This window comes from Polaromonas sp. (assembly GCF_029945685.1).
Lineage (GTDB): Bacteria > Pseudomonadota > Gammaproteobacteria > Burkholderiales > Burkholderiaceae_C > Polaromonas.
The window spans coordinates 77,438-93,431 of record NZ_JAQSDA010000028.1 but is presented as its reverse complement, the minus strand read 5'-3'; the positions used below and the strand labels follow the sequence as shown (position 1 = coordinate 93,431).

General features: G+C 63.9%; 15 protein-coding genes. 8 read left to right on the top strand and 7 right to left on the bottom strand.

From position 1 onward, the window contains the following. The first annotated feature begins 7 nt into the window (after window positions 1-7). Window positions 8-604, top strand: coding sequence for a phosphoheptose isomerase (locus PSV26_RS21010; RefSeq protein ID WP_300517017.1), 597 nt, complete (start codon window positions 8-10; stop codon window positions 602-604). Window positions 605-631: 27 nt separating this feature from the next. Further along, window positions 632-1,282 (top strand): BON domain-containing protein, encoded by a 651-nt coding sequence (locus PSV26_RS21005; RefSeq protein ID WP_300574305.1) that lies wholly within the window; start codon window positions 632-634, stop codon window positions 1,280-1,282. Between the two features lie 79 nt (window positions 1,283-1,361). Here the strand turns inward: PSV26_RS21005 and PSV26_RS21000 are convergent, their stop codons facing one another. From PSV26_RS21000 to PSV26_RS20990, 3 genes are all read right to left on the bottom strand, one after another. Continuing rightward, the gene (locus PSV26_RS21000) at window positions 1,362-2,276 is read right to left on the bottom strand and encodes an NAD(P)-dependent oxidoreductase (RefSeq protein ID WP_300573778.1); all 915 of its coding nucleotides are present in this window, start codon (window positions 2,274-2,276) and stop codon (window positions 1,362-1,364) included. A 140-nt stretch (window positions 2,277-2,416) separates the two neighbouring features. Beyond that, window positions 2,417-3,553, bottom strand: coding sequence for a PilT/PilU family type 4a pilus ATPase (locus PSV26_RS20995; RefSeq protein ID WP_300517023.1), 1,137 nt, complete (start codon window positions 3,551-3,553; stop codon window positions 2,417-2,419). Between the two features lie 125 nt (window positions 3,554-3,678). After that, on the bottom strand, window positions 3,679-4,722 hold the full coding sequence (locus tag PSV26_RS20990; protein ID WP_077592542.1) for a type IV pilus twitching motility protein PilT: 1,044 nt from the start codon (window positions 4,720-4,722) through the stop codon (window positions 3,679-3,681). Window positions 4,723-4,756: 34 nt separating this feature from the next. Between PSV26_RS20990 and PSV26_RS20985 the strand changes: the two genes are divergently transcribed. Beyond that, entirely contained in the window at window positions 4,757-5,479 is a 723-nt protein-coding gene (locus PSV26_RS20985; RefSeq protein ID WP_300517026.1) for a YggS family pyridoxal phosphate-dependent enzyme, read from the top strand. 136 nt (window positions 5,480-5,615) lie between these two features. Here the strand turns inward: PSV26_RS20985 and PSV26_RS20980 are convergent, their stop codons facing one another. The 3 genes from PSV26_RS20980 to PSV26_RS20970 all read right to left on the bottom strand — a co-directional run bounded on the left by PSV26_RS20980 (window position 5,616) and on the right by PSV26_RS20970 (window position 8,015). Further along, window positions 5,616-6,197, bottom strand: coding sequence for a DUF3617 domain-containing protein (locus PSV26_RS20980; RefSeq protein ID WP_300573775.1), 582 nt, complete (start codon window positions 6,195-6,197; stop codon window positions 5,616-5,618). Between the two features lie 22 nt (window positions 6,198-6,219). Further along, on the bottom strand, window positions 6,220-7,359 hold the full coding sequence (locus tag PSV26_RS20975; protein ID WP_300573772.1) for an ABC transporter substrate-binding protein: 1,140 nt from the start codon (window positions 7,357-7,359) through the stop codon (window positions 6,220-6,222). 176 nt (window positions 7,360-7,535) lie between these two features. Next, window positions 7,536-8,015: an Lrp/AsnC ligand binding domain-containing protein gene (locus tag PSV26_RS20970; protein WP_300517035.1), complete on the bottom strand. Its 480-nt coding sequence runs from the start codon at window positions 8,013-8,015 to the stop codon at window positions 7,536-7,538. A 97-nt stretch (window positions 8,016-8,112) separates the two neighbouring features. Here PSV26_RS20970 and PSV26_RS20965 point away from each other — a divergent pair, with 97 nt between their 5' ends. Next, complete coding sequence (locus PSV26_RS20965) at window positions 8,113-11,199, top strand: L-glutamate gamma-semialdehyde dehydrogenase (protein ID WP_300573770.1); 3,087 nt, start codon at window positions 8,113-8,115, stop codon at window positions 11,197-11,199. A gap of 133 nt (window positions 11,200-11,332) precedes the next feature. Here PSV26_RS20965 and PSV26_RS20960 read toward each other — a convergent pair whose 3' ends face one another. Next, window positions 11,333-11,626: a DUF4148 domain-containing protein gene (locus PSV26_RS20960; RefSeq protein WP_300568774.1), complete on the bottom strand. Its 294-nt coding sequence runs from the start codon at window positions 11,624-11,626 to the stop codon at window positions 11,333-11,335. A 293-nt stretch (window positions 11,627-11,919) separates the two neighbouring features. On the opposite strand from PSV26_RS20960, the gene PSV26_RS20955 reads away from it, so the two are divergent. From PSV26_RS20955 to PSV26_RS20940, 4 genes are read left to right on the top strand one after another with little or no spacing between them, the layout of a single operon-like run. Beyond that, complete coding sequence (locus PSV26_RS20955; protein ID WP_300573767.1) at window positions 11,920-12,330, top strand: hypothetical protein; 411 nt, start codon at window positions 11,920-11,922, stop codon at window positions 12,328-12,330. 9 nt (window positions 12,331-12,339) lie between these two features. Next, a complete protein-coding gene (locus PSV26_RS20950) occupies window positions 12,340-12,663 on the top strand; it encodes a hypothetical protein (RefSeq protein WP_300573764.1) in 324 nt (107 codons plus the stop codon). 1 nt (window position 12,664) lies between these two features. After that, the gene (locus PSV26_RS20945) at window positions 12,665-12,973 is read left to right on the top strand and encodes a CcdB family protein (protein WP_300573761.1); all 309 of its coding nucleotides are present in this window, start codon (window positions 12,665-12,667) and stop codon (window positions 12,971-12,973) included. A gap of 3 nt (window positions 12,974-12,976) precedes the next feature. Next, window positions 12,977-15,994, top strand: coding sequence for a DNA methyltransferase (locus tag PSV26_RS20940; RefSeq protein ID WP_300573758.1), 3,018 nt, complete (start codon window positions 12,977-12,979; stop codon window positions 15,992-15,994).

Genomic DNA, 15,994 nt, shown 5'->3' with positions numbered 1-15,994 from the left:
TTGACCCATGCTCGAACAACGCATTGAACAGCACTTTATTGACAGCGCCGACCTGAAGTACCAGGCCGCACAGGTTTTATCCAAGCCGATTGCCGCAGCGGTGCAGGCCATCCTGGCCAGCGTGACCAGCGGCGGCAAGGTGCTGGCCTGCGGCAATGGCGGCTCGGCGGCCGATGCGCAGCATTTTGCGGCCGAATTTGTCGGCCGTTTTGAGCGCGAGCGGCCCGAGCTGGGCGCGATTGCGCTGACCACCGACAGCTCCATCCTCACGGCAATCGCCAACGACTATGACTTCAGCGTGATTTTTTCCAAGCAGGTTCGCGCGCTCGGCGGCGCCGGCGACGTGTTGCTGGCGCTGAGCACCAGCGGCAACTCGGCCAACGTGCTGGCTGCCATCGAGGCGGCCCACGAGCGCGAAATGACCGTGGTGGCGTTGACCGGCAAAAACGGCGGAAAAATGAGCGCTGCGCTGCGCGAGACCGACGTGCACATCTGCGTGCCGCACGACCGCACCGCACGCATTCAGGAAGTTCATCTGCTGGCCCTTCACTGTATTTGTGATGGCGTGGATGCCCAATTACTTGGTGACCAGGAGAATACCTAAATGACCGCCAAAGCCATCTCTGCAACCATGCGACCGTACCAGCGGCTGGTGCTGACTGTTTGCACCGCCGCGCTGGTTGGCAGTGGCCTGAGCGCCTGCTTCCCGCTGATGCTGGGTGGCGCGGCTGCCGGCGCGATGGTTGCCATTGACCGCCGCACCTCGGGGGCCCAGCTTGAAGACGAAGGCATCGAGCTGCGCGCCATGGCCCGTCTGCGCGACAACGTCGGCAGTCGGGCGCGGGTCAGTGTGACCAGCTACAACCGCCAGGTGCTGCTGACCGGCGAGGTGCTCAACGAGCAGGACAAGAAGCTGGTGGAGCAGGTCGTGTCGCGGGTGGAAAACGTGGCCTCGGTGGTCAATGAACTGGGCATCATCAACAGCCCGACGCTGGTACAGCGCTCCTCCGATGTGTTGATCACCGGCCAGGTCAAGGCCTTGCTGATCGACTCCAGGGACATTTACGCCAACGCCTTCAAGGTCGTCACGGAGCGCGGCATCGTCTACCTGATGGGCCGTGTGACACAGCGCGAAGCCGACCGGGCCACGGACATCGTCCGCGGCGCCCGGGGGGTGCAGAAGGTGGTGCGTATTCTTGAAATCATCACCGAAGACGAGCTGCGCAGCTTGACACCGGGGGCGGCCAAGCCGGCCACACCGGCACGGGCTCCGGGCGGCTGATTCCTCCGCTTCGCAAAAAAGCCGGTGCATGCACCGGCTTTTTTTGTGGTGTCGCAGGCGCAGCGAGCGACTGTGGGGGCTACTTCAATCGTTTGATCAGGCTGGACGTGTCCCAGCGCCGCCCGCCCATGGCCTGCACATCGCCGTAAAACTGGTCCACCAGCGCCGTGACCGGCAGCCGCGCGCCATTGGTCTTGGCTTCGTCGAGCACCAGCCCCAGGTCCTTGCGCATCCAGTCCACGGCAAAGCCGAAGTCGAACTTGCCCTCCACCATGGTCTTGCCGCGGTTGTCGAGTTGCCAGCTCTGCGCCGCGCCCTTGCCGATCACGTCCAGCACCTGGTTCATGTCCAGGCCGGCCTTCTGGCCAAAGGCAATGGCTTCACTCAGGCCCTGCACCAGACCGGCGATGCAGATCTGGTTGACCATTTTGGTCAGCTGGCCGGCGCCGCTGGCACCCATCAGCGTGAAGGCTTTGGAAAACGCCATGCCGGCTGGCTTGACGGCGTCAAAAGCGGCCGCGTCGCCGCCGCACATCACGGTCAGCAGGCCATTTTGCGCGCCGGCCTGGCCGCCCGAGACCGGAGCGTCGACAAACTGCAGCTTCAGGGCCTGCGCCGCCGCATACAGCTCGCGTGCCACGTCGGCCGATGCGGTGGTGTGGTCCACAAAAATGGCGCCCGGCTGCATGCCGGCAAAAGCACCATCGGGGCCCAGCGTCACACCGCGCAGGTCATCGTCGTTGCCGACGCAGCAGAAAACGATCTCGGCACCGTGTGCCGCCTCACGCGGCGTTGCAGCATGTTTCGGGCCTTTGGTGCCCGCGTATTCTGCGCACCACGCTACTGATTTGCTGGCAGTCCGGTTATAGACGGTGACCTGGTGGCCGGCCAGCGCGAGGTGGCCGGCCATCGGGTAGCCCATGACGCCCAGGCCCAGAAAGGCGACGTTGCGGGACGGGGCGGGTTCGTAGGTTTTGGGGTTGGTATTGCTCATGGTATGGGAGAAGGGAAAAGAGGTGGGAGGGCGTAGCGAGCGGGCTTCAGGCCAGGCGGGCGGCGCGCAGCAACCGGAACGTCCTTTGGGTACGTGAGGATTGCGGGCGCCGACCCACAACGCATGAATTCAGCGCATCCCTAGACAATGGACATGTGTTCGGTGCCGGCGGCCAGATCCTGCGTCTTGGCACGCTGCGAGTTGAGCTTGATCTGCAGTCGCAGGTCGTTGACCGAGTCGGCGTTGCGCAGCGCGTCCTCGTAGGTGATCATGTTGCTTTCGAAGGCATCGAAGAGCGCCTGGTCAAAAGTCTGCATGCCGAGGTTGCGGCTCTTCTTCATGATTTCCTTGATCTCGGAAACCTCGCCCTTGAAGATCAGGTCCGAGATCAGCGGCGTGTTCAGCATGACCTCCACGGCGGCGATGCGGCCTTTGCTGTCCTGCTTGGGCACCAGGCGCTGCGAGATCATGGCCTTCATGTTGAGCGACAGGTCCATCAGCAACTGCGCGCGGCGTTCCTCGGGGAAGAAGTTGATGATGCGGTCCAGTGCCTGGTTGGCGCTGTTGGCGTGCAGCGTGGCCAGGCAAAGGTGGCCGGTTTCGGCAAAGGCCACGGCGTGTTCCATGGTTTCGCGGTCGCGGATCTCGCCCATCAGGATCACGTCGGGGGCCTGCCGCAAGGTGTTCTTCAGGGCCGCCTCCCAGCTGTCGGTGTCCAGGCCCACTTCGCGCTGGGTGATCACGCAGTTCTTGTGCGGGTGCACAAACTCCACCGGGTCCTCGATGGTGATGATGTGGCCGAAGGAGTTCTCGTTGCGCCAGTCCACCATGGCCGCCAGGGTGGTGGATTTGCCCGAGCCGGTGGCCCCGACCAGGATGCACAGGCCGCGCTTGGACATCACCACATCCTTGAGCACCTGCGGCACGCCCAAGCCGTCGATGGTGGGCAGGACGGCCGGAATCACCCGCATCACCATGCCGACCTTGCCCTGCTGGATGAAGGCGTTGACGCGGAAGCGTCCGACGCCGGGCGGCGAGATCGCGAAGTTGCACTCCTTGGTGCGTTCGAATTCGGCAGCCTGCTTGTCGTTCATGATGGCGCGCGCAAGCGCCAGCGTGTGGCCGGCGTTCAGCGGCTGCGGCGAGACCTTGGTGACCTTGCCATCGACCTTCATCGCGGGCGGAAAGTCACCGGTGATGAACAGGTCACTGCCGTTGCGGCTGACCATCAGCTTGAGAAGGTCGTTGATGAATCTACTGGCCTGGTCGCGTTCCATGAGCGCTCCTTTTCAAAATTCTTCAATCAAGCCGGGGCCGCGGGACTGGCTTCGCCAGACCGCAGGCGCAGCGGCCCCCTCGGGGGGCAGGGAGCTACACGCAGTGAGCGACCGTGGGGGCATGTTCAGCCGGGGAAGTTTTCGGGGATCTTGGCCTTGCCGCGCGCTTCGGCGGCCGAAATGACGTTGCGTTTGACGAGGTCGGTCAGGTTCTGGTCCAGCGTCTGCATGCCCACGCTGTTGCCGGTCTGGATGGACGAGTACATCTGCGCGACCTTGGCCTCGCGGATCAGGTTGCGGATGGCGCTGGTGCCGAGCATGATCTCGTGCGCGGCCACACGGCCTTGCCCGTCCTTGGTCTTGCACAGGGTCTGCGAGATCACCGCCTGCAGCGATTCCGACAGCATCGCGCGGATCATGTCCTTTTCCTCGGCCGGAAACACGTCGATGATCCGGTCGATGGTCTTGGCAGCGCTCGAGGTGTGCAGCGTGCCGAACACCAGGTGGCCGGTTTCCGCGGCCGTCATCGCCAGGCGGATGGTCTCGAGGTCGCGCATCTCGCCGACCAGGATGGCGTCCGGGTCTTCCCGCAGGGCGGATTTGAGCGCTGCGCTGAAGCTCAGCGTGTGCGGGCCAACCTCGCGCTGGTTGATCAGGCATTTTTTCGATTCGTGCACAAACTCGATCGGGTCTTCCACCGTCAGGATGTGGCCGTACTCGGTTTCGTTGAGGTAGTTGACCATGGCCGCCAGCGTGGTGGACTTGCCCGAGCCGGTCGGTCCGGTGACCAGCACCATGCCGCGCGGCTTCATGGCCAGGTCGCCAAAAATCTTGGGCGCGTTGAGCTGCTCCAGCGTCAGGATTTTGGAAGGAATGGTCCGGAAGACGGCGCCCGCGCCGCGGTTCTGGTTGAAGGCATTGACGCGAAAGCGCGCCAGCCCGTCGATCTCGAAGGAGAAGTCGATCTCCAGGAATTCTTCGTAGTTCTTGCGCTGGGTGTCGTTCATGATGTCGTACACCATGGCGTGAACCTGCTTGTGGTCCAGCGGGTCGACATTGATGCGCCTGACATCCCCATGCACCCGGATCATGGGCGGCAAGCCGGCCGATAGATGCAAGTCAGATGCCTTGTTCTTGACGCTAAAAGCCAGCAGTTGGGTAATGTCCATCCCGGGGATCCCTGAAAAGTTTTACAGTTGGATTATGACCATGATTGTGCGCAAGCTCCAACTAGTCCGTGACCGTATCACCACGGCCTGCGTTGCCGCTGGACGCAACCCGGCCAGTGTGCGCCTGCTGGCTGTGTCCAAGACCTTCGGTGCCAATGCGGTGATCGATGCCATGTCCGACGGGCAATACGCTTTCGGCGAGAACTACATCCAGGAGGGCGTGGACAAGATATTGGCAGTGCGCGGATGGGAGGCCGATCATCCTGGCTTGCAGCCCTCCCGCCCCTCGGAGTGGCATTGCATTGGCCCTCTTCAGAGCAACAAGACACGGCTGGTCGCGGAGCATTTCGACTGGGTGCAGTCGGTGGACCGCCTGAAGATTGCACAGCGCCTGAGCGAGCAGCGCCCGCCGCATCTGCCGCCGCTGCAGGTGTGCCTGCAGGTCAACATCGACGGCGGCGCCACCAAGTCCGGCGTGCCGCCGCAGGAGGCCCAGGCGCTGGCGGCGGAGGTCGCGCGGCTGCCGCGGCTGCAGCTGCGCGGCCTCATGTCGATTCCCGAACCTGCTCCTGATTTTGTAGCTGCCTGCGCTGTCCACCAAAGGGCTGCAGACCTTTTTGACCAGATCAACCGGGCCGGCGTGTTGCCGCAGGCCATGGACACACTGTCGATGGGCATGACGGCCGATCTGGAGGCCGCCATTCATGCCGGCAGCACCATGGTGCGGGTGGGGACAGCGATTTTTGGTGACAGATAGAGCCCCCACTCATCCAGATCCGCACGATACCTGGGCGATTTATCCAGTAGGGGCCGCGGGACTGGCTTTGCCAGACCCCAGGCGCAGCGGCCCCATCGAGGGGCAGGGAGCTACACGCAGTGAGCGACCGTGGGGGCTATTTCTTCGGCGGAGCCAGTGGCTTGATCGCGCCGCAGTCCGTCGACAGCCACTTGCCGCCGCCGTCCATGGTCATGGTTTCCGGCTTGCCCTGCACCGCGCTTTTCATGGTCATCTTCATGGTGTAGGCCTCGGGGCTGACGAAGGTCACAGTGCCTTCGCCGCTGGACGGCGGCTGGGTGCAGGCAAACGACATTTTCATGGTGTTGCCCGAACGTGGCGAGTTCGTGGTCCTGCAGTCGCCCTGCTGGGCCGGCAGCTCATTGCGCTCTGCCATCTCTTTCGTCATGCAGATTTTCATGGCCATGTTGTTGCCTCCGGCGCCCGGGCCCATGGACACGCCCTGTTTGGCCATCATGTCCTGCATCATCTTGCGCTGCTCGGGTGGCATGGCGGCCATCTGCTTTTGCGCCTCGGCCATGGCTTTTTCCACCTGCCCCGAGCTGGACTGCATTTTGTTGTTGATCTCCCACAAGCCGGGCTTGAGGGACTGTGCGGCGACGGGCGCGGCCAGAAGAAAAAGCAGGCCCAGCGCAGGGGCGCAGGCCGTGAACAGACCCCGGGACAAAAAGCGATTCATGAAAGATCCTCCTCAAAAACACTTAACGAACAAAACGCCCGCCACGCCCAATGATGGTCAGGTCGGTGTAGTGGGAGGCCTCATGGTTTGTCGGGCTGTAGTTGACCATGAACCCGCCCATGTTGACATCGCGCATGGACTCCAGCCCGCTGACCAGGCCTGCGCGTGTCAGGGCCTTGCCGGCCCGGCGCACGCCTTCGACAAACACCTTGGCGGCCAGAAAACCTTCCATGCTGGAGAAGTCGAAGTCCTTGTTGCCGGCGTCGGTCATGCGCTGCTGGTACTCGCGCACGATCTCTGACGATGGTGTGTAGGGAAAAGGCACCACCTGCGAAATCGTCACACCGGCGCCTGCATCGCCCAGTTCCGCCGACAGGGCCGTGGAGCCGACAAAACTCACATTGAAAAATTGTCCGCCGTAGCCCTTGCTGCGCGCGAGCTTGATCAATGCTGCGCAGGATTTGTAGGCGCTGATCTGCACCACCGCTTCCGGCGCGGCTTTGACAAGCTCGGCCCAGGCGGCGGTGACGTCGACCGAATTGCGCTCCACCGTCACCGCTGCGGCGGGTTTGAGGCTGCGTTTGGCCAGCGCCCGCGTCACGCCTTCCAGGCCGGCCTTGCCGTAGGAGTCGTTCTGGTAGAACACCGCAATTTTCTTGATGCCCAGCGTGCTCAGGTGCTGCACGATACGTTCGGTTTCGTCAAAGTAGCTGGCGCGCACATGAAAAACATTTCGGTTGAGCGGCTCGCGCAGGGCCTGCGCGCCGGTGAAGGGGCCGATCAGCGGAATGCCGGCTGCATTGATGGCGGGCACCGCCGCCAGCGTGGTCGGCGTGCCGACCGAGCCCACCAGCGCAAACACCTTGTCTTCCTCGATCAGCGCCTTGACGGCCGCCGCCGCCTTTTCCGGTTCATACCCGTCGTCGCGCGATACCAGCCGGATGGCGCGCCCGTTGATGCCGCCGGCCGCGTTGACTGCATTGAAATGCGCCAGCATGCCCAGCTGCATGCGTTTGCCCAGTTCGGCGGCGGGCCCGGTCTGCGCCGCGAACTGCCCCACCAGGATTTCCCTGTCCGTGACGCCGATGTCCGCCGCGTGCGCGGGCGCGGTGAGCAGGAGGGCAAGCAGGCTGCAGGCCCCCCATTGGTGAAAAATGTTCATGCCGGACTCCCGCGTTGTTGCACGATGCGGACGGCTCGCCTGTGCCAGGCGGAACCCGTCCGAAGCCAACTTAGTCCAAATGGGCGGCGGTGACAACGCGATTTGTCGTCAAGGCATGAACTATCGGGAAAAACGCCGCAAATTGTCGCGCGCAGGCATCGCCGCTGTTGCCGTCCTCACACACCCAGGGCCAGCTGGGTGGTGTTCTTGACCTCTTCCATCACCGCGTAAGTGCGGGTTTCGCGCACGCCGGGCAACTGCCAGAGCGCGTTGCCGGCAAAGTCGCGGTAGGCCGCCATGTCGGCCATGCGGGTCTTGAGCAGGTAGTCAAAACCGCCGGCCACCATGTGGCATTCCATGATCTGCGGGTACACCTGCACCGCAGCCTTGAAGGCCTCGAACACGTGCGGCGTGGTGCGGTCCAGCAGCACCTCGACAAACACCAGCATGCCCGCGCCCAGCTTGAGCGGGTTCAGCCGCGCCTCGTAGCCCAGGATGTAGCCGTCGCGTGTGAGCCGCTGCACACGCGCCAGCACGGCCGTGGGCGACAGCGCCACCGCTTCGGCCAGCTTGAGGTTGGACAGGCGCCCGTCCTGCTGCAGCACGCTCAGGATTTTCAGGTCGATGCGGTCAATGTCGGGGGATAGGTCAAGCATGGGTGGTGATTTATTCGGATTGTCAGGTCAAATTTAGCGGGAAATTCTTTTGTTATCAAGACAACATGGCGTTATTCACCAGGTTTCGGAGATTTTCATGTTGCAGCAGCCCCGCCTTCCCTTTCCCTACCGGCCCGAGGCCGACATCGTTACCAATCATTTGCAGGCGCTGGCCGGGGCGCTGGACTGGGCGGCCGCCACGCCCCTGGCCCGGCCCTGGGTGCAGGCGGTGCGCAACCACCCGCCGCCCTTCTGGGCCATGGAAAGCCTGCTCAAGGAATACCCGATTTCCAGCGCCGAAGGCCTGGCGCTGATGCGCCTGGCCGAAGCCCTGCTGCGCGTGCCCGATGCCGAAACGGCGATTGCCCTGACCGCCGACCAGCTCGGCCGCGCCGATTTTGAAGGCGCCAGCGACGCCATGATGGCGCGCCTGTCGGCCTCGGCCATTGCGATGTCCAAGAAATTTCTGCCGGAGGACGGCCAGAGCAGCCTCATGAGCAAGCTCGGCGCGCGCACCGTGGTGGCCGCCACCTTGCGCGCGGTGCAACTGTTGGGCCGGCAGTTTGTGCTGGGTCAGACGATAGGTGACGCCATGGGCGAGGCCGACAGTGCGCGCAGGAAAACGGCGAATCTGAGGTTCAGCTACGACATGCTGGGCGAGGGTGCGCGTACCGATGCCGACGCGCTGCATTACCTGGCCAGTTATACAAACGCTATTGAATCCATAGCTGCTCGCGCAGATCCGGCGGTCGCCTGCGAGCAAAATGACGGTATCTCCATCAAGCTCAGCGCGTTGCACCCGCGTTACGAGGACGCGCAGCATGCGCGTGTGCTGGCCGAACTGGTGCCGCGCGTCTGGGGCCTGTGCGCGCTGGCGGCGCGCGCCAACATCAACCTCACCATCGACGCCGAAGAGGTGGACCGCCTCGAGCTCTCGCTGGACGTCTTTGAGGCGCTGGCCGCGCAGGTGGCGCTGCAGCAGCCGCAGTGGCAGGGCTTCGGCCTGGCCCTGCAGGCCTACCAGACGCGTGCGCTGGAACTGGTCGGCCACGTCATCGCCCTGGCCCGCAAGTACCGCTTGCGCTTCATGTGTCGCCTGGTCAAGGGCGCCTACTGGGACTCGGAAATCAAGCGCGCGCAGGAGCTGGGCCTGCCACACTACCCGGTGTTCACCCACAAGCACCACACCGATGTGTCTTACCTGGCCTGCGCGCAGGCCCTGTTGGCCGCACCCGACGCGATTTACCCGCAGTTTGCCGGGCACAACGCGGGCACGATTGCGGCGATTTTGCAGATGGCGGGCTCGCCGGCCGGGGCGCCCTCACCCCAGCCCTCTCCCGAGGGGAGAGGGGGCAAGCCTGACCCCGCGTGGCTCCCTCTGCCTCTGGGAGAGGGCAGGGGTGAGGGCTCTGCGCCTGCGGCGCCAGCCCAGTTTGAACTCCAGCGCCTGCACGGCATGGGCGAAGGTGTGTTCCGCGAGGTGCTGAAAAACCCGCAGATTCATTGCCGCGTTTACGCGCCGGTCGGCGCGCACCGCGACCTGCTGGCCTACCTGGTGCGCCGCCTGCTGGAAAACGGCGCCAACTCCTCCTTTGTGCACCAGCTCGCCGACGAGTCGGTGGGCATGGACCAGCTGCTCACGTCGCCGCTGCGCAGGGAGCCCGCGTCGTCCCTGCCGCTGCCGCCGGCCCTGTACGGCCCCGGCCGCCCCAACAGCGCAGGGCTGGACCTCACGGTCGAGAGCATGCGTGCACCCCTGCTGGCCGCGCTGGCGAACACCCAGGTGCCTGTGGTCCCGGAGTTTGATGCCAAATTGGTCTCTGGCCCAGTAACAGCGGGCGCAAGCAGCTATCAAAAATGGAGCAAAGTGACTGTGGCCGAACGCGCCGCCATCTTGCGCCGCGCCGCCGATGCGCTGCAGCAGCAGATGCCGCGCTTCTGCGCGCTGCTGGTCAGGGAAGCCTTCAAGACCTGGGGCGATGCCGTGTCCGAGGTGCGCGAGGCGGTCGACTTCCTGCGTTACTACGCCAATGAAGCCGAGCGCATCATGGCGCCCATCGCCTTGCCCGGGCCGACCGGTGAAAGCAACGAGCTGCGCCTGACCGCACGCGGCGTCTGGGTCTGCATCAGCCCCTGGAATTTTCCGCTGGCCATTTTCACCGGCCAGGTCGCCGCCGCGCTGGCCACCGGCAACACGGTGCTGGCCAAACCGGCCGAGCAGACGCCGGGCGTGGCCTGGGAGGCGGTCAAGCTGCTGCATGCCGCCGGCGTGCCCGAAGGTGCGCTGCAGTTGCTGCACGGCCCGGGCGAGACCGTCGGTGCGGCGCTGGTGGCGGCGCCGGGGATTGCGGGCGTGGTGTTCACCGGCTCCACCCAGGTGGCCAGAATCATCAACCGCGCGCTCGCAGCCAAAGACGGTCCCATCGTGCCGCTGATCGCCGAGACCGGCGGCATCAACGCCATGCTGGTCGACAGCAGCGCCCTACCCGAGCAGGTGGTCGATGCCGTGGTTCAAAGCGCCTTCCGTTCGGCCGGCCAGCGCTGCTCGGCGCTGCGCCTGCTGTGTGTACACGAGGGCATTGCCGACAAGGTAATGGCCATGATCCAGGGCGCGCTGCAGGAGCTGGCCGCGGGCGACCCGGCCCTGCTTTCCACCGACGTGGGACCGGTCATCGACCGCGAGGCGTTCGACAACATCCAGCGCCACCTGCAGCGCCTGGGTTCCACGTCAAAAATGCTTCCAGCTCTTTCTGGCAGGGCGCAAGCAGCTCCTGATTCAGTAGCAAATCTGGTCCGGCCCATTGCCTTCGAAGTTGCCGGCCTGGCCGAGGTGAAAGACGAAATTTTCGGGCCGGTGCTGCAGATCGTGCGCTGGAGCGGCGAGCCGCAAAAGCTCATCACCCAGATCAACGCGCTTGGCTATGGTCTGACCCTGGGCATCCAGACCCGCATCGACTCGCGCGCCCAGGCGCTGGCCGCGGCTGCGCATGTCGGCAACATCTACATCAACCGCAACATGATCGGTGCGGTGGTGGGCAGCCAGCCTTTCGGCGGCGAAGGGCTCAGCGGCACCGGCCCCAAAGCCGGCGGCCCGCATTACCTGTACCGCTTCTGTGCCGAGCAGACCGTCACCGTGAACACCACGGCGGCGGGGGGCAATGCGGCCCTGTTGTCGGGGGCGTGATTCGCCCCGCTTCCGGCCCCGAAAAGAAAATCGGGCTCCGAGGAGCCCGATTTCAAAAGATTCACCCCCTGCCAGGGCCGGAGCCCGGGTGATGGGGGATCAGCCGGCCGGAAACCCGGTCGGCTGGCAGCCCTTACATGTAGCTGGCTTCGCCGCGCGGGATCTGGCCCAGGCGGACAGCGTCAGCCGCTTGTGCACGCACCGTGGCGCGGTCGGTTGAAGACTGCACCGTGGCTGCCACGCGGGAACCGGCAGGCTCCTGGCTGTGGGTGGTCACTTTGGCGGCGGCTTCGGCGCGCACTTCGGCCACGGAGCGGGTCGAGTTGAACTGGACGGCAAATTGCGAACCGTCGGCCTCATCGGCGTGGGCGCCAAAAGAGGCAACAGTGGCAAGAGCGGCAACAGCGAAGAATTTGGATGCGTTCATGATGAAATTTCCTTGAGAGAGAGTGAATAAACATTTCCGGGCATGGCGGGCTTGTTGATCCCCGTCTGTCCAGCCTCGGTGAGTCGTTTATTGGTTGCGGCTCATCGATGTATGAACTGTACTGTTGCCGATAGCAAAGAAAAATAGCATTCAATACAATTTAATATTGCTGTATTGGAAACAATAAGGGCTTGAATTTTCCCTGCCCCTCCAACGGCCCCCCCCGGCATGGCGGAATTTGACGCCCACAATTTCATGCGGCATGATGGCATGAAGGTTTGAAAGGATGCGCCATGCTTAAGGAAGTCGGCGCCAGCGGCCAGATCTCGCTGGGTAAAAAATACGCGGGCCAGTTGTTTGATGTCGTCTTCTACCCCGACGGCCGGGTGGAACTGGTGCCCATGAAGGCCGTGCCTGCAATTCAGGACACCACGGCCGCCGCTGCGCCTGCCCGTGTGCAGGAAGAGCCCGGCGCCTACCGCGTCGGCGACGGCTGGCTCACGCCCGAGCGGCTGGCGGCGCGCAAGGCGGCGCAGGAGCGCAGCCCGCAAGAGACAGAACGCCTGGCCCGCCAATGGGCGTCTGAAAACCAGGGCGTCATCGACAGCATGAACCAGCACTACGAGGCGGTCGGCAGCATGGGCCGGCGCATGTACGAATGGCGCAAAAAGCAGGCTGCGGCCAACCATACCTCCAGTCATTAAGGACACACGATGCTTAAAGAAGTCGGCGCCAGCGGCCAGATATCGCTGGGTAAAAAATTTGCAGGTCGCCTGTTTGACGTGATCGTTCACCCCGACGAACGGTTTGAACTCATTCCAATGAAAGCCGTGCCCGCCAACCGGGCGTCGGAACCACGGCCTGTGGTCGTGGCCGATGGCTGGTTGCCACCGGGCGGCTACGAGCAGTGCTCCCAGTGGGCGCTGGAAAACAGGGCGGCGCTTGAGGCCTATGCGCAGCGCATCGCCGAAGACGGCACAGCCGCTGAGCAGTTGCAGCAATATCTGGCCGGCCATCCAGACGCGCTGCAAGGCTGACATGGCGCGCTTCGACGTTTTTCGCAATCCCAACCCGCACGCCAGCCATCAGCTCTACCTGGATGTGCAGAGCGATCTGGTCAGTACCGCCACCCGCTGGTGCATTCCCCTGCTGGCGGCCAAACCCGGGTATCCGGTCGCCAGCCGTGCACAGGGCATGCTGAACCTCCTGGATGACAGCTATGTGATGGACACTCCCAACCTGCTGTCTGTCCCGGCGGCATTGCTGCGCCATCCCGTCGGTCGCCTCCGGCCGCAAGAGCAGGCCATGGCCGAAGCGTCCATCGAATTCATGTTGCGGGGCTACTGACCCATGACCCCCCAAACCTTCATCACCAAGTGGGGCCCCGGCGGCCCGGCCTTTGCGCTCAACGAAGAGCAGGGCGCACAAAGCCACTTCATTGACTTGTGTGAGCTGCTGGCCGTGCCCAAACCCGGCAGCGAGGCCGGCTACCTGTTTGAGGAAAAAAACGCCATCATCGGCGGGCGCACCGGTTATGCCGACGTTTTCAAAAGCGGCGCCTTTGCGTGGGAGAACAAGGCGCCCGGCAAAAACCTGGACGCCGCGCTCAAGCAGCTGCTCACCTACAGCCTGGCGCTGAGCAACCCGCCGATTCTGGTGGTGTGCGACCGCCTGACCATCCGCATCCACACCCAGTTCACCGGCCACCCGACCGAGACTTTCAATGTGGCGCTGGCCGAGCTGGACCAGCCCGACAAACTGGCCCTGCTGCGTCGCATCTGGACCGACCCTGAGAGCTTCCGGCCCAAGAAAACCAGCCGCGACATCACCGAAACCGCGGCCCGCAGCTTTGCCACCCTGGCCGACGGCCTGCGCAAGCGCGGCCCCGACAAGGCCACACAGCCGTTGGAGGCACAAGCCCACGCCGACGAGGTGGCGCACTTCCTCACGCAGTGCCTGTTCTGCTTTTTTGCCGAAGACGTGGGCCTGCTGCCCGGCCGCATGTTCGAAGGGCTGGTCAACAACCGCCAGCTCACCAGCGACAAGCTCACCACCGGGCTGCGCAACCTGTTCACCGTCATGCGTGACGGCGGCCTGTACGGCAACGACGACATTCCGTGGTTCAACGGCGGCCTGTTCAAGAAGATCAAGGTGCCCGCGCTCACCGTGCTCGACATGACCGAGCTGCGCAACGCCGCCGCGCTGAACTGGAGCGCGATTGACGTGTCCATCTTCGGCACCTTGTTTGAACGCGGGTTGGACCCGGGCAAACGCAGCCAGTTGGGCGCCCACTACACCGACCCGGCCACCATCATGCGCATCGTTGAGCCCGTGCTCAAGCGCCCGCTGCTACAGATCTGGGAGCAGACGGCGCAGGAAATACGGGGGCTGATGGCCAAAAACACCCGTAAAGGTGACAAACACTACAAGGCCGCCAAGGCCAGGTTCATCGGCTGGCTGGACCAACTGAGCAGCTACCGCGTGCTCGACCCCGCCTGCGGCAGCGGCAACTTCCTGTTCCTGGGCCTGAAGACGCTGAAAGACATTGAGCACCAGAGCCACATCGACGCCGCCATGCTGGGCCTGGACCGCGAGGCCGATCTCGTGACCGGCCCGCACAACATGCTGGGCATTGAATTGAACGAATACGCCGCCGAACTCGCGCGCGTGACGGTGTGGATAGGCGAGCTGCAGTGGCGCCTGCAACACGGCTACGAGTTCAAGACCAACCCGGTGCTGGAGCCGCTGGACCACATCGAGTGCCGCGATGCGCTCATCACCACTGACCCCGTTCGGGCTGAGCCTGTCGAAGCCGCGTGGCCCAAGGCCAGTGTGGTGATTGGCAACCCGCCGTTTCTGGGTGACAAGAAGATGCGCGCCGAGCTGGGCGGTGACTACACCGAAACGCTGCGCGCCATTTACAAGGGCCGCGTGCCCGGCGGTGCCGACCTCGTTTGTTACTGGTTTGAAAAAGCACGCAAGGCGATTGAAACCAACGGCCTGGGTGCGGCGGGGCTGGTGGCGACCAACAGCATTCGCGGCGGCAAGAACCGCGCGGTGCTCGATGCGATTGCCCAGACCACGCGGATTTACGAAGCGTGGAGTGATGAGGGTTGGGTCAACGAGGGGGCGGCGGTGCGGGTATCGCTGGTGGCGTTTGGGAATGCAACTCAGATGGCGGTACTGGATGGACAGTCTGTAGAAACGATCTTCGCGGACTTGCAACCCGGTAGTGCTGATGGCAGCCTTGTTGACTTGACGACTGCTCAGCGGCTTGTCGAAAACGTCTCTACCTGTTTTGAAGGCGTCAAGAAGTACGGAGCGTTTGATGTGCCTGGGGCGACTGCAAGGCAATGGCTCAGGCAGGCTGGCAATCCCAACCAGCGCCCGAATTCCGATGTGCTGCGTCCCTGGATTAATGCGACTGACGTTGTGCGACATGACTCGGACACGTGGGTCATTGATCTGACCGGACTGTCTGAGCAAGCCGCTGCGTTGTATGAAAAGCCTTTCGAGCACGCTCGCGTTCACGTGTTGCCTGAGCGCGCAAAAGATCGCAACAAGAAAACCCGGGAGCAATGGTGGTTGTACGAGCGTCCTCGCCTTGAGTTGCGCGGTGCCCTCAAAACTGTGCCCCGGTTTGTTGTGACTCCAGTTGTCGCCAAGCACCGAATATTTGCGTGGCGCAGTTCTCCCACGCTGGTCATGAACCTGCTGGATGTCACCGCCCGCGCCGACGACACCACCTTCGGCATCCTGCACAGCCGCTTCCACGAACTCTGGTCGCTGCGCATGTGCACCTGGCTGGGTGTGGGCAACGATCCGCGCTACACCCCCACCACGTGCTTCGAAACCTTCCCCTTCCCCGAAGGCCTGACCCCCGCCGACACCGCGCACCAGACCACCGAAGTGCTGGAAGGCGGCGCGCTGATTCCCGCCGGACTTTTAGCGTCAAATGTGCCTCCAGCCCAGAAGGGGCTTGCGCCAGCAGCTATGAATTCAGGAGCGGTCCGTGCAGCCGCCGACGCCATCGCCCGCGCCGCCAAACGCCTGAACGACCTGCGCGAAGCCTGGCTGAACCCGCCCGAGTGGACGCAGCGGGTGCCCGAGGTGGTGCCGCTGGGCATGACGGTCAGCCCCTACCCCGACCGCATCCTGCCCAAAGACGGTTTTGAAAAAGAGCTGGCCGAGCGCACGCTGACCAAGCTCTACAACCAGCGCCCGGCCTGGCTGGACGCGGCGCACAAGGAACTCGATATGGCTGTGGCAACGGCCTACGGCTGGGCCGACTACTCGCCTGACATGGCGGACGAGGAAATCCTCCAGCGGCTGCTGGCGCTGAATCTGGAACGGTCCGGCGCCGCTTGA

Excerpts from the sequence above, each read along its gene's own strand:
- PSV26_RS21010 (WP_300517017.1), top strand. The coding sequence starts at position 8 with ATGCTCGAACAACGCATTGAACAGCACTTTATTGACAGCGCCGACCTG.
- PSV26_RS21005 (WP_300574305.1), top strand. The coding sequence starts at position 632 with ATGCGACCGTACCAGCGGCTGGTGCTGACTGTTTGCACCGCCGCGCTG.
- PSV26_RS21000 (WP_300573778.1), bottom strand. The coding sequence starts at position 2,276 with ATGAGCAATACCAACCCCAAAACCTACGAACCCGCCCCGTCCCGCAAC.
- PSV26_RS20995 (WP_300517023.1), bottom strand. The coding sequence starts at position 3,553 with ATGGAACGCGACCAGGCCAGTAGATTCATCAACGACCTTCTCAAGCTG.
- PSV26_RS20990 (WP_077592542.1), bottom strand. The coding sequence starts at position 4,722 with ATGGACATTACCCAACTGCTGGCTTTTAGCGTCAAGAACAAGGCATCT.
- PSV26_RS20985 (WP_300517026.1), top strand. The coding sequence starts at position 4,757 with ATGACCATGATTGTGCGCAAGCTCCAACTAGTCCGTGACCGTATCACC.
- PSV26_RS20980 (WP_300573775.1), bottom strand. The coding sequence starts at position 6,197 with ATGAATCGCTTTTTGTCCCGGGGTCTGTTCACGGCCTGCGCCCCTGCG.
- PSV26_RS20975 (WP_300573772.1), bottom strand. The coding sequence starts at position 7,359 with ATGAACATTTTTCACCAATGGGGGGCCTGCAGCCTGCTTGCCCTCCTG.
- PSV26_RS20970 (WP_300517035.1), bottom strand. The coding sequence starts at position 8,015 with ATGCTTGACCTATCCCCCGACATTGACCGCATCGACCTGAAAATCCTG.
- PSV26_RS20965 (WP_300573770.1), top strand. The coding sequence starts at position 8,113 with ATGTTGCAGCAGCCCCGCCTTCCCTTTCCCTACCGGCCCGAGGCCGAC.
- PSV26_RS20960 (WP_300568774.1), bottom strand. The coding sequence starts at position 11,626 with ATGAACGCATCCAAATTCTTCGCTGTTGCCGCTCTTGCCACTGTTGCC.
- PSV26_RS20955 (WP_300573767.1), top strand. The coding sequence starts at position 11,920 with ATGCTTAAGGAAGTCGGCGCCAGCGGCCAGATCTCGCTGGGTAAAAAA.
- PSV26_RS20950 (WP_300573764.1), top strand. The coding sequence starts at position 12,340 with ATGCTTAAAGAAGTCGGCGCCAGCGGCCAGATATCGCTGGGTAAAAAA.
- PSV26_RS20945 (WP_300573761.1), top strand. The coding sequence starts at position 12,665 with ATGGCGCGCTTCGACGTTTTTCGCAATCCCAACCCGCACGCCAGCCAT.
- PSV26_RS20940 (WP_300573758.1), top strand. The coding sequence starts at position 12,977 with ATGACCCCCCAAACCTTCATCACCAAGTGGGGCCCCGGCGGCCCGGCC.